Source organism: Rhodopseudomonas sp. BR0C11, assembly GCF_010820945.1.
Classification (GTDB): domain Bacteria; phylum Pseudomonadota; class Alphaproteobacteria; order Rhizobiales; family Xanthobacteraceae; genus Rhodopseudomonas; species Rhodopseudomonas palustris_H.
The window spans coordinates 1-12,500 of sequence record NZ_QTKI01000017.1 but is presented as its reverse complement, the minus strand read 5'-3'; the positions used below and the strand labels follow the sequence as shown (position 1 = coordinate 12,500).

13 protein-coding genes are annotated in these 12,500 nt (G+C 65.2%); 9 read left to right on the top strand and 4 right to left on the bottom strand.

The genetic code is table 11. From position 1 onward, the window contains the following. The 5 genes from DYI24_RS03135 (at position 1) to DYI24_RS03115 (ending at position 5,514) form a co-directional block, all read left to right on the top strand. Positions 1-585 carry a hypothetical protein gene (locus tag DYI24_RS03135; RefSeq protein ID WP_164571224.1) on the top strand — a complete coding sequence of 195 codons (585 nt, stop codon included), beginning with the start codon at positions 1-3 and terminating at the stop codon, positions 583-585. Positions 586-769: 184 nt separating this feature from the next. After that, entirely contained in the window at positions 770-3,109 is a 2,340-nt protein-coding gene (locus DYI24_RS03130) for a TonB-dependent siderophore receptor (RefSeq protein WP_164571223.1), read from the top strand. Positions 3,110-3,113: 4 nt separating this feature from the next. Further along, the gene (locus DYI24_RS03125) at positions 3,114-4,259 is read left to right on the top strand and encodes a PepSY-associated TM helix domain-containing protein (protein ID WP_164571222.1); all 1,146 of its coding nucleotides are present in this window, start codon (positions 3,114-3,116) and stop codon (positions 4,257-4,259) included. Between the two features lie 111 nt (positions 4,260-4,370). Continuing rightward, the gene (locus DYI24_RS03120; RefSeq protein ID WP_164571221.1) at positions 4,371-4,919 is read left to right on the top strand and encodes a glycosyltransferase; all 549 of its coding nucleotides are present in this window, start codon (positions 4,371-4,373) and stop codon (positions 4,917-4,919) included. A 43-nt stretch (positions 4,920-4,962) separates the two neighbouring features. Further along, positions 4,963-5,514, top strand: coding sequence for a methylated-DNA--[protein]-cysteine S-methyltransferase (locus DYI24_RS03115; protein ID WP_164571220.1), 552 nt, complete (start codon positions 4,963-4,965; stop codon positions 5,512-5,514). A gap of 12 nt (positions 5,515-5,526) precedes the next feature. Here the strand turns inward: DYI24_RS03115 and DYI24_RS03110 are convergent, their stop codons facing one another. The 3 genes from DYI24_RS03110 to DYI24_RS03100 all read right to left on the bottom strand — a co-directional run bounded on the left by DYI24_RS03110 (position 5,527) and on the right by DYI24_RS03100 (position 8,115). Continuing rightward, on the bottom strand, positions 5,527-6,144 hold the full coding sequence (locus DYI24_RS03110; RefSeq protein WP_164571219.1) for a glutathione S-transferase family protein: 618 nt from the start codon (positions 6,142-6,144) through the stop codon (positions 5,527-5,529). 170 nt (positions 6,145-6,314) lie between these two features. Beyond that, complete coding sequence (locus DYI24_RS03105) at positions 6,315-7,157, bottom strand: fumarylacetoacetate hydrolase family protein (RefSeq protein WP_164571218.1); 843 nt, start codon at positions 7,155-7,157, stop codon at positions 6,315-6,317. 109 nt (positions 7,158-7,266) lie between these two features. Continuing rightward, the gene (locus DYI24_RS03100; RefSeq protein ID WP_164571217.1) at positions 7,267-8,115 is read right to left on the bottom strand and encodes an MBL fold metallo-hydrolase; all 849 of its coding nucleotides are present in this window, start codon (positions 8,113-8,115) and stop codon (positions 7,267-7,269) included. A gap of 140 nt (positions 8,116-8,255) precedes the next feature. On the opposite strand from DYI24_RS03100, the gene DYI24_RS03095 reads away from it, so the two are divergent. From DYI24_RS03095 to DYI24_RS03080, 4 genes are all read left to right on the top strand, one after another. Next, positions 8,256-8,669: a DUF3775 domain-containing protein gene (locus tag DYI24_RS03095; protein ID WP_107356944.1), complete on the top strand. Its 414-nt coding sequence runs from the start codon at positions 8,256-8,258 to the stop codon at positions 8,667-8,669. A gap of 145 nt (positions 8,670-8,814) precedes the next feature. Beyond that, complete coding sequence (locus DYI24_RS03090; RefSeq protein WP_164571216.1) at positions 8,815-9,480, top strand: Crp/Fnr family transcriptional regulator; 666 nt, start codon at positions 8,815-8,817, stop codon at positions 9,478-9,480. Positions 9,481-9,625: 145 nt separating this feature from the next. Then, complete coding sequence (locus DYI24_RS03085) at positions 9,626-10,234, top strand: nuclear transport factor 2 family protein (protein ID WP_164571215.1); 609 nt, start codon at positions 9,626-9,628, stop codon at positions 10,232-10,234. A gap of 146 nt (positions 10,235-10,380) precedes the next feature. After that, positions 10,381-11,919: a class I adenylate-forming enzyme family protein gene (locus DYI24_RS03080; protein ID WP_164571214.1), complete on the top strand. Its 1,539-nt coding sequence runs from the start codon at positions 10,381-10,383 to the stop codon at positions 11,917-11,919. 150 nt (positions 11,920-12,069) lie between these two features. Here DYI24_RS03080 and DYI24_RS03075 read toward each other — a convergent pair whose 3' ends face one another. Next, a complete protein-coding gene (locus DYI24_RS03075; RefSeq protein ID WP_011159954.1) occupies positions 12,070-12,285 on the bottom strand; it encodes a SlyX family protein in 216 nt (71 codons plus the stop codon). Positions 12,286-12,500: the final 215 nt, after the last annotated feature.

Sequence of the window (12,500 nt, the reverse complement as noted above, 5' to 3'; positions counted from 1 at the left end):
ATGCCTTTTGCCCTTCGTCCCGTCGTCGTCGCGCTTGGCGCCGGTGTCATCGCCGTCGCGCTGGCGTCGACGTCGATCACTCCCGTGTTTGCTCAGGCCAACAAAGCGGCGCCGTCTGCTCCGTCCGCAGCCGAGCCGGCGATGAAGGAGATCACGCTCACCGACAAGCAGATCCAGGGCGTGCTCGCCGCCCACAAGGACGTCGACACGATTGCGGCCAAGCTGCCGGACGATCAGGACACCAAGCCTGATCCGAAGATTCTGGCGCAGCTCGATGATGCCGCCAAGAAGCATGGCTTCGCGTCCTACGACGAGTACAGCGACGTCGTCGAAGCGATCGGAATGGTGCTGGCCGGCATGGACCCGAAGACCAAGACCTATGTCGGTCCGGCCGCGGCGCTGAAGGACCAGATCGCAGCCGTCGAAGCCGACACCAAGATGAAGGCCGAAGACAAGAAGCAGGCGCTGGCCGACATGAACGACGCGCTGAAGAATCCCGGTCCGGCCGTCACCAACAAGACCAATATCGATCTGGTGACCAAGAACTACGACGCACTGTCGACCGCGCTCGAAGAAGACGACTAGCCGATCGAGAACTCCGGTCGCTTCTGAAAACGCCGCCTTTCAACCGGGAGGCGGCGTTGCCGTGTGGCTGAGGCGTGCGCTGACGGGCGCCGCTGGCCGTTAGACTGATTCCAAGCTCTCCCGCATTCTCTTGGTCTGGCGCTTCTGCTAGGCGGTCGCATCCGCTGCAGTGCAACAGAGTGCTATGCCAGACCGATCCGACGCCCGCCGCCGAGCCCATCAGGCTCTCCTCACCACCTGCTGCGGTCTTGCTGTCCGTGTCGCTGTCGGCTCCGCGGTGTGCTTGACGGCGCTGGTCCCGCAGACTGCCGATGCGCAGTCGCCGTCGCAGCAGTTGCCGAGTGTCACCGTCGAGGCGCCAAGAAGTCGTGCGGTCGCGACGCGGTCTGCCCCGGTGCCGCAGCGAAACACTCGTGCCCCTATCAGACGGCAGGCGCGCCGTGCCCCGGTCGCCGCGCCGCCGAGCCCGGCCGAGCGGGCAGCGGCTGCGGCCGTCCAACTGAACGAAGCCAAGCTCGGCTACCGCGCGATGCCGAGCCCGACCACGCTGCGCAGCGGCGCCTCGCCACTCGATAGCTCGCAATCCGTCAACGTCGTGCCCGAGCAGGTGCTGAAGGATCAGCTGCCGCGCAATCTCGACGACGCGCTCGCCAATGTCAGCGGTGTCACGCAGACCAACACGCTGGCCGGCTCGTTCGACGCCGTGATCCGCCGCGGCTTCGGCGACAATCGCGACGGCTCGATTATGCGCAACGGCATGCCGCTGGTGCAGGGCCGCGCGCTCGGCGCCGACGTCGAAAGCGTCGAAGTGCTGAAAGGCCCGGCCTCGCTGCTGTACGGCATCCAGACGCCGGGCGGCATCGTCAACACCATCAGCAAGCGGCCCGAGTTGTATCAGCACGGCTCGCTCACCGTGATCGGCTCGAGCTTCGGCGGCGGCAAAAACGGCGCCAATGCGATCGTCGACGTTACCGGCCCGATCGGCGATGGCGGCGTCGCCTATCGGTTCGTCGGCTCGGGCCTCGATGAAGACTACTGGCGCAATTTCGGCGCCAATCGCGAGATGCTGATCGCGCCGTCGCTCGCCTGGTATGGCGACCGCACCACCATTCAGTTCGGCTACGAGCATCGCGAGTTCAGCTATCCGTTCGATCGCGGCACGTCGTTCGTGAATGGCGCGCCGCTGGCGATCCCGGCGACGCGCCGGCTCGACGAGGCGTTCAACCGGACCTGGGGCAAGTCGGATCTGGTGCAGGGCTCGATCGAGCACCGGCTCGACGACAATTGGAAACTCACCGCCGCCTACAGCTTCAACAGCGAGACTTACGACGCCAACCAGCTCCGCATCACCTCGGTCGATGCCCGCACCGGCGTCGAGCGCCGCAGCAATGACGGCACCAAGGGCGCGATGGCCTATGTCAGCTACGGCACGTCCTATCTACAGGGCAATGTCTGGCTCGGCGACTTCCGCAACGAGCTGCTGATCGGCGGCGACGCACAGCGCCGCGTGATCTATCGCCAGGATCTGATCCGCCAGGCGACGCCGAACTTCAACTTCTACAACCCCACCTACGGCCTGGTGCAGCCCGGCACCACGGTGTCGCCCACCGACAGCAATCAGACCGACCAGCTCGAGACCCGCTCGCTGTTCCTGCAGGACACCCTGCATCTCACCAACTGGTTCTCACTGGTCGGTGGCCTGCGCTGGATGGAATACGACCAGCTCGCCGGCCGCGGCCGGTCATTCGTCGCCAACACCGATCTCGACGGCAGCAAGCTGCTGCCGCTGGCTGGCGCGATCCTGAAACTGAACGACCAGGTGTCGCTCTACGCCAGCTATACCCAGTCGCTGCAGCCGACCTCGACCATCGCGCCATTGCAGAACAGCGGCGGTCTCGTCATCGGTTCGAACATCGCCCCCGAAGAAGGCACGCAATACGAAGCCGGCCTGAAGTTCGACCTCAACAAGCGGCTGTCCGGCACGCTGGCGGTGTACGACATCGACAAGAAGAACGTCCTGGTGTCGCAGTTCAATGCCGCGACCGGCCTCAACGAATATCGCGCCGCCGGCAAGGTCCGTTCGCGCGGCGTCGAATTCGACGTCACCGGCCGGCTCGATGACCACTGGAGCACGATCGCCAGCTATGGCTACACCGACGCGATCGTCACCGAGGATCCGGCGCTGGTCGGCAAGCGGCTGCAGAACGTCGCGATGAACACCGCATCGCTGTTCCTGGTCTACGATTTCGGTACGGCGCTGCCCGGCCGGCTCCGCGTCGGCGGCGGCCCGCGTTATGTCGGCGATCGGCCCGGCGACAGCACCAATTCCTTCGTGCTGCCCGCCTACACCGTGGCCGACATCTTCGCCAGCTACGAGACCCGGACAGGTCCGTTCCCGGTGACCTATCAGTTCAACGTCAAGAACGTGTTCGATACCGTGTACTACCCATCGGCCGTCAACACCCTGAACGTTGCGGTCGGCGACGCCCGGCGGTTCTCGCTGGCCGCGACGGTCAAGTTCTAGTTCGATGCGGGCACCGGCGCTCAAGCCCATCCTGCTGCAGCTCCATTCCGTTGCCGGATTGGTGCTTGCGGCGGTGCTGGTGGTGGTGGCGGTGACCGGCGCGGTGATGAGTTTCGAGGACGAGATCCGCGGCGCGATGGATGCCGGCCGCGTCCAGCTCGCACCGCACGCTGCATCAAGGATGTCGCTGGACGCGCTGCTCGCGAAACTGCAGACCGGCGGCGATCCGGTCGCGTCGATCACGATGCCGCGCAGCGCGACCTCGGCCGCCGAGGTTCGGTTCGCGCGCAAGCCGGATCACACTCGGCCCGCCCCGCTTTATGTCGATCCCTACAGCGGCGACAGTCTCGGCCATCCGGCCGCCGACGCGTTCTTTGCGACGGTCCGCAAGCTGCATCGCTGGCTGCTGCTGCCGGGCGACGGCAACGGTTACGGCCGGACCCTCACCGGGATTGCCGCGCTCGGATTGCTGGCCATGCTGCTCACCGGGCTGGTGCTGCGATGGCCGCATCGCCCCGGCAGCATCAAGGTCTGGCTGAAACCGCACTGGCAGTTGCGCGGCCGCGGACTGCACCGGTCGCTGCACGCCGTGATCGGAACCTGGGTGTTGCTGCTCTATTTGATCATGACGCTGACCGGCCTGTGGTGGTCGTTCGACTGGTACAAGTCGGCCGCGACCTGGCTTCTGGCACGATCGCCGGTCACGGCACAGCGTCCGAGCCGTCCTGCCGGTCCCGAGGCGCCGTCCGCAGCGGTTTCGCTGGATCGCGTTTGGGCGAAACTCGTGGCCGAGCGTGGCGACAGGTTTGAGGCTGCACGGCTGACGCTGCCGTCCGGACGCGACGGCACCGTGCGGGTCCGCGCCTGGCTGACCGATGCCCGAGACGGCGCGCACGACGAATTGCGAATCGACGGTCGGACCGGCCAAATCCTCTCCGCTGACCTCTATGCCGACAAGACGATTGGCGAAAAGGTATTGGCGCGCGTGCTCGACATCCACCGCGGCAGCATTTTCGGCTGGCCCGGTCAGTTGTTGTTCATGCTGGCGGCGGCGGCGATGCCATTGTTCGGGGTGACCGGCGTTCTGCTGTATCTGTCGCGCCGGCGGCACAAGCGGATGCAGCGTGCTGCTCAAGGCAAAACCGGCTGATGCCGACGTCGGGGATCAGCCCGGCGGCCGAAATGTTGCGCCGCGCCGATCCGGCGCGCTATAAGCCCCCGGTCAAGTCACCCCGACCGGTCGCGAACCAACCGCCGCGTCATGAAAATCTTGCTGGCGGTCTTCCAACTCGAAAAGCAGAGCGGCAAAGAACGCGATTGCATCGCTATCGCGCGCCATCTCGCCAGTCGCGGCCACGACGTCACCATCGTCACCACGATCCCGTCGCCCGAGCCGCTCGACCGCATCACGGTCGTTCAAGTGAAGGCGCGCGGCCTCACCAATCACCGCCGGGCGCGTAATTTCGCGCGCGCGGTCCGCGAGCACCGCCGCACGCATCAACCGGATGCGCTGCTGTCGTTCGAACTGGTGCCCGGCGCCGATTTTCATTACGTCGCCGACGATGCGGCGATCCTGCGCGACCGGCTGTGGGCCTGGCCGCCGCGGCAGCGAATCCGGCTGGCGCTGGAGCGCGGCGTGTTCGCCGCGGCGTCCCGCACCGAGCTGTGGTTCCTGACACAGGATCAGCACGACGCCTATCATATCGCCTACGATTTCGATCCGGCCCGCGCCCATGTGCTGCCGGCGGACCCGAAAAAGCTGCTGGCGACGGTCGCCACACGTCTGGAGCAGCACATCCCGGCGGCTTGAAATCGGGTGGCCGGCCGGCCGCGGCGGGCGTAATCTCGGTGCTATGATGCCCACGACCCAGCACAGCCATGCCCTGTTCGACACAGCGATCGGTCGCTGCGGCATCGTTTGGGGCGCACGCGGAATCGTGGCGGTGCAGTTGCCGCAGCCGACCGAAGCGCAGACCTGCGCCCGCATCACCCAGCGTCACCCCGACAGCGTCGAAGCGCCGCCGACGGCCGACGTGCAGTGTGCGATCGATGGAATCGTCGCTCTGCTGGAAGGAGCCGCGATCGATTTCGCCGGCATTCAGCTCGATCTCGACGGCACCTCAGCGTTTCAGCGCCGGGTCTACGACATCGCTCGCGGGATTCCGGCCGGCAAGACGCTGACCTATGGCGACATCGCCAAGCAGCTCGGCGGCGTCGAGCTGTCGCGCGAGGTCGGGCAGGCGTTGGGGCGCAATCCCTGTCCGATCATCGTGCCGTGCCACCGCGTGCTCGCCGCCGGGGACAAACCCGGCGGGTTCTCGGCCAATGGCGGCGTCACCACCAAGCTGAAGCTGCTGGCGATTGAGGGCGCCGCCGTCAACTACACGCCCAGCCTGTTCGACTAGGCGGGCTGCGGCTCAGGCTGCCGGCGGCGCCGACACCTTCACCGACTCGCGCTGCGACATCCGCTGGAAAAACGCATCGAGATTGGGATAGGCGGCGCGCCAGCCGCAATCCGGAAAGCGGAAGTCGGCGTAGCCGAGCACGCAGGTGAGCGCGATCTGGGCGATCGTCAGCGGCCCGTTCAGCATTGCGGTGTCGCGATCGAACCGCGCCATGCCGGCCCAGGCCCGCGCCCAGTGATCGTCGTACCAGCCCTGCCAGAACAGGTCCTTCGGCCGCACCAGCTTTTCGTAGCGGCACAGCAGCATCGAATCCAGCATGCCCTGCAGCAGCGAGTGATCGCTCTTCACCCGCCAGCGCTCCGGACCAGACGCCGGGATCAGCTTGCCGCCGCCTGCGAGGTCGTCGAGATATTCGGCGATCACGTAGGAGTCGACGATCACCTCGCCATTGTCGAGGATCAGCGCCGGCAGCTTCTTCAGCGGGTTGACCTCGCGCATATACGGCTCGTTGGCCTGCGCTGGAATCACGGTTGCCGACACGAACTCGATTTGGTCGATCAGTCCGAGTTCGATCGCCGCGATCCGCACCTTGCGGGCGAACGGCGAGGCCTGGGAGAAGGTGAGTTTCATCAGATAAGGTCCTCAGGGACGAAGCGTTGTTTGTTTTCGCCGTCATTGCGAGGAGCACCCGGATCGGCGCTCCGCGCCGTCCGGGCACAGGCTCCGCGACGAAGCAATCCAGTCTCGCGCGAATAGCCCTGGATTGCTTCGCTTCGCTCGCAATGACGGCGTGGATATCCTTACGCCGCCACGATGGTCTGTTTCTGCTCGCCGAGACCTTCGATGCCGAGGGTGACGACGTCGCCGACATTGAGGAATTGCGGCGGCTTCTTGCCCATGCCGACGCCGGGCGGCGTGCCTGTGGTGATGATATCGCCGGGCATCAGCGTCATCAGCTCCGACAGATACGACACGATCTTCGGCACGTTGAAGATCATGGTCGCGGTCGAGCCGGTCTGGCAGCGCTTGCCGTTGACGTCGAGCCACATCCCGAGCTTGTGCACGTCGGCAATCTCGTCCCTGGTGACGACCCAGGGGCCGAGCGGGCCGAAGGTGTCGTGTGACTTGCCCTTGGTCCATTGCCCGACGCGCTCGAGCTGGAAGTTGCGCTCGGAGACGTCGTTGCACACCGCATAGCCCGCGACGTAGTTGAGCGCGTCGGCTTCGCTGACATATTTGGCGCGGGTGCCGATGATCACCGCGAGCTCGACTTCCCAATCGAGCTTGGTCGAGCCGCGCGGTTTCTCGACATCGTCGTTCGGCCCGCACAGCGAATTGTTGGCTTTCATGAACACGATCGGCTCGGCCGGGATCGGCATGTTGGCTTCGGCGGCGTGGTCGGCGTAGTTCAGCCCGATCGCGATGAATTTCGGTGCTCCGCCGACCGGCGAGCCGAGCCGCGGATTGCCGGGCACGGCGGGAAGTCCGGCGACATCGAGCGCAGCGAGTTTGGCAAGGCCTGCGGGCGAAAACGCGTCGCCTGCAAGGTCGGCGATCTGCCCGGACAGATCGCGTAGCTGGCCGTCTTTATCGATCAGGCCGGGTTTCTCGTGGCCGATAGCACCATAACGAACAAGCTTCATCCCGCGTGTCCTCCGCAGTTTTGCAGGCTGCCTAAGTGATGGATCAGTAGTGAGTTGAATTCAATACATGGCCGCGCCGGCACGCTATGCGCAGCGTCGCCATGCTTTGTCATGACGGCGCCACGAGACGGAAAGCGTCGCCGTCGCGGATGATCCGGCCGGGACCGAAATGCCCGCCGAACAGCAGCGTCGGCGTATCGGCAAAGCGCGAGAACAGGCGGCGTCGCGTTTCGATCGATTGCAGCCCGTCGGAATCGAAGCTCGACGACCAGTCCAGCCGCACCATCTGGCAAGGATGATGCGCGACGTCGCCCGACAGCACCGCCTCTTCGCCGTCGGAGCGAATGTGCAGCGCGACGTGGCCGGGGCTGTGGCCGGGCGTCGGGATCAATGTGATCTCATCGGCGATCTGGGCATCACTGCCGACCAGATCGACGACGCCGGCAGCGATCACCGGCTCGACCGAGTCGGCGAACACCGCGGCGTGCGCCGCGTCGGTGGAGTGCTTCTTCCAGTACTCGTATTCGATGCGGCCGAACAGATAGCGTGCGTTGGGGAAGGTTGGCACCCACTGGCCGTCGACCAGCTTGGTGTTCCAGCCGACGTGATCGACGTGCAGATGGGTGCAGATCACCGTGTCGATGCTGTCCGCCGGATAGCCGGCTTTGGCCAGATCCTGCAGGTACGGCTTGTCCAGGCCGTTCCAGTGCGGCACGCCGCGACCCTGCTTGTCGTTGCCGATGCAGGTATCGACCAGGATCCGGCGGCTCGGCGTTTCCACCACCCAGCTGTGCACCGACATCGTCAGCCGGCCTTCAGGGCTGGCGAACTGCGGTATCAGCCACGGCATGGCCTGAATTTCCTGGGGAGTGGCTTGCGGCAGGATGAACCGGGTGCCTCCGGTCAACTCCATCTCGACAATTTTTGTGATTTTGACCTTGCCGATGGTCCAGACCATCCCACGTTTCTCCCGGGCTTTTCGTATTTTGCCCAAACATGCGGGTTTTGCGCTTGAGGCGCAATGGATCATCTCGCGCTGCAGTGCGTTAGTTCGCGCGCGCCGGGGAGCGAAACCCGCGCCACGACGGAGGAAAGACGATGCCCGAGCTCGCGATTTCGACCGACAAGGTCGCGTTTCTGATCGAGAAGGCGCGTGAATTCGACGTCAAGGAAGGCGACGCCGATGCCGATTCCGGATCGAATGGCGCCGACGACAACATGGTGGACGTGCTCGAAGACACCGGCGAAGACCCGGTCGTTCAAGAGATCGCCGGCTTCATCAGTGCGATGACCGAGGAAGAGCAGATCGACCTGGTGGCGCTGATGCGGCTCGGCCGCGGCGACGGCAGCATCGAGGAGTGGGACGATCTCCGCCGCGAAGCCGCCGAGGGGCGCAACGGGCGCACCGCGCGCTATCTGCTCGGCGAGCCGCTGCTTGGTGATTATCTCGCCGAAGGGCTGGATCAGTTCGGGCTATCCTGGAACGACGAGCGCACCACACCTGTGGTTTGAGCGCGACGCCACGCGTACTCGGGTGCTGCGGTCCCGTAGCATTCCGAGGGACGCCGATTTACCAGCGATTTCAGCGCTGTGCGGTCTAATCTACCCGGCCCTTTGATCGGCACGAACGAATGCCGGTCGACCCGTGGAGGCGACCATGAAGCCGGAGGCTGGTTTCGATCCCCGCGACCTGCTGCGTAAGCTCGGTCAGGGGCACTCGATCGCCAAATTCGCCAAGAACCAGACGATTTATGCGCAGGGCGATAACGCCGATAGCGTGTACCTGCTGCTGCAGGGACGGATCAAAGTCGTCGTGCTGTCGGTGCAGGGCAAGGAAGCGGCGACCGGCATGGTGTCGCCGGGGCAGTTCTTCGGTGACGGCTGTCTGGTCGGCGAAGTCAGCCGCAGCACCACCACGATTGCGATGCAGGATTGTGTCGTGGCCGCGATCGCCAGCGCGCGGCTGATCGAGACGCTGCGGGCGCAGCCGGATTTCGCCGAACTGTTCGTGCGGCATCTGCTGCTGCGCAATCGCCGCATCGAAGAGGATCTGCTCGATCAGTTGCTCAACTGCAGCGAGAAACGGCTCGCCCGGCTGCTATTGCGCCTCGCCGAGTTCGAGGAGGGTAGCGAGCCGCAGCCGATCGCGCCGCACATCAGCCAGGAGACGCTGGCCGAGATGATCGGCACCACGCGGTCGCGCGTCAGCTACTTCATGAACAAGTTCCGAAAACTGGGCCTGATCAGTTACGACCGCACCATCGAGGTCCACCCGGGCCGGCTCAGCGCCGTGCTGCACGATCAGGCGGAGGCCCGCGGCTAGCCGGGTAGCTGCATTTTCGTCGGGGCCGCGGTCAAGCCACTTGCGCGGCCTCGCCTCGCAAAACCGCCATCCACTTTTGCCGGATACGCGCGGCTGTGCCGCCAGTATAGTGCGCCCCGCGCGCAAGACGCAGGGTGGAAACGGCATGGACGACGAGGAGCGGCACGATCGGCTCGCGATCCGCGAACTGATCGAGAACTGGGTGGTGTGGCGGGACGCCGGCGATTGGGAGCGTTTCCGCACGGTCTGGTTCGACGACGGCCGGATGATGGCGACCTGGACGCAAGGGACCGCCGACGAATTCATCGCGATGAGCAAGGCCGGCTGGGACAAGGGCGTGTCGATCCTGCACTTCCTCGGCGGCCAGTCGATCGACCTCGCCGGCAGCCGTGCGATCTCGCAGACCAAGATGACGATCTCCCAGCGTGCCAGCGTGCATGACGTCGTGGTCGATGTGGTCTGCACCGGCCGGTTCTATGATTTCCTCGAAAAGCGCGACGGCCGTTGGGGCCTGGTGTTGCGCCAGCCGATCTACGAGAAGGATCGCATCGACCCGGTCGATCCGGCCGCGAAGCTGGCGCTTGATCCCGCGCTGCTGGCGCAATTCCCGGAAGGCTATCGCCATCTCGCTTACTTGCAGAGCGGCCTCGGCTACCCGATCAAGCGCGACATGCCGGGCCTGAAAGGCGAGGCCGTCGAACGGCTGTACGCCAGCGGCGCGAAGTGGTTGAAAGGCGAGGCGCTGGATCGCTGACGCGAGCTGACTTCTCCGGTGTCATTGCGGGCGAAGCGAAGCATTCGAGAGTGCCGGACACGGACTTCTGGATTGCTTCGTCGGTTCGCTTCTCGCAATGACGGAGCACTTGTCGAACTGGATAACCAAGAAACGTGGAGACCGAAATGCCCGACTTCATCACACTTCCTGCCCTGGTTCGCGGCACCGCGCAGGCGCGCCCGGACCGGATCGCAGTGATCGACGGGGAACGGCAATTGCGCTACGCGGAATTTGATGCGCTGATCGATCGCATCGCCGCGACCTTGCAGCGCGACGGCCTGAAGCCGACCGACACGATCTCGATCTGTGCGCTGTCCTCGATCGAATATGCCGCGACCTTCCTCGGCGCGCTGCGCGCCGGCATCGCGGTCGCACCGCTGGCGCCGTCGTCCACCGCTAAGGACTTCTCCGCGATGGTGCGGGACTCCGGCGCCAAGATTCTGTTCACCGACGACTTCGCCGCCAATGCGATGAAGGACGCCGAGATCGATGCCGCGGTGAAGCGCGTGGCGTTCGACGACGGCACCAGCGGCGAAGCGTTCACCCGCTGGCTGGCGCCGGAAGGTAGCAAGCCCGCGCCGGTGACGATCGATCCGGAATGGGTGTTCAACATCATCTACTCGTCGGGCACGACCGGCACGCCGAAGGGCATCGTCCACAGCCATCAGATGCGCTGGGCGCAATACGGCAAGCTCGATCCGATCGGTTACGGCCCCGACGCGGTGACGCTGCTGTCGACGCCGCTCTATTCGAACACGACGCTGGTCTGCTTCAATCCGACGCTCGCGGGCGGCGGCACTGTGGTGCTGATGAAGAAATTCGATGCCCGCGGTTTCCTGGAGCTGGCGCAAAAGTATCGCGTCACTCATGCGATGCTGGTGCCGGTGCAGTATCGCCGGATCATGGCCCTGCCGGAGTTCGGTCAGTACGACCTGTCGTCCTTCCAGATGAAGTTCTGCACCTCCGCGCCGTTCGCGCCGGAGCTCAAGGCCGACATCCTCAAGCGCTGGCCCGGCGGTCTGACCGAGTACTACGGCATGACCGAAGGCGGGGGCTCGTGCACGCTGCTCGCCCACGAATTCCCGAACAAGCTGCACACCGTCGGCCAGCCGCGGCCCGGTCATGAAATCCGGATGATCGACGAGGACGGCAACTTCCTGCCCAATGGCGAGGTCGGTGAAATCGTCGGCCGCTCCGACACCATCATGAAGGGCTACCTCAATCAGCCGCAGAAGACCGCCGAAGTATTCTGGACCGACAAGGACGGCAACCTCTGGGTACGCAGCGGCGACGTCGGCCGGTTCGATGCCGACGGCTTCATCACCCTGATGGACCGCAAGAAGGACATGATCATCTCGGGCGGCTTCAACATCTATCCGAGCGATATCGAAGCCGTGGTTGCCAAGCATCCCGACGTTCTCGAAGTCGCGGTCGTCGGCATGCCGTCGGAAGAGTGGGGCGAGACCCCGGTTGCGTTCGTGGCGTCGCGGCCCGGCCGCAGCATCGACCCGGCTGAGCTCAAGACCTGGACCAACGGTCAGGTCGGCAAGACCCAGCGTCCCGCCGAGGTGGTGCTGGTCGAGTCGCTGCCGCGCAGCGCGATCGGCAAAGTGCTGAAGCGCGAACTCCGCGACCAGCGCCTCGGCATGAAGGCGGCGTCGTAGACCAAGCAAACGCTCAGCCTCACCGACGTCATTCCGGGGCGCTCACGAAGTGAGCGAACCCGGAATCCCGAGGTTGTTGTCACGACGAGATTCCGGGTTCGCGCTTCGCGCGCCCCGGAATGACCAATATGAGAGGCCGGTTGCCTGCCCTCAATAATGAGGCGGGCGTTCGTTGGCCGGAGCGCCAGCGCTGCTCTCGGCCTGGTCGAGCCGTTCGCTCAGCGCAGCGAGCTGCCGGGTCAGCGCGTCGATCTGCTTCCACTGCGCGGTGACGGTCTGGTTCAGCGCCTCGATCGTCTCGTCCTGATAAGCTAGGCGGACTTCCAGCGCCTCGACGCGGTCGTTCAGATCGTTCTCGCCGGCCATTGCCCGCTCCATTTCGGATCGGTCTGCCCGCTCATGGCCGGCAAGACGCAGGTTGTCGCCGGCCCGGATGCGGAAGCGCGGCATTGCACGGGCGGGTTTAACAGCGCGTGCGCCGGCAGGAAACCAGCCCGTTCAGGCAGATTGCGGTCGCCCAGCCCCGGTCGCGGCGAGGATTGCCCGGCGGCCGTGGGATATGCCAACTAGGCCGGCCCCGG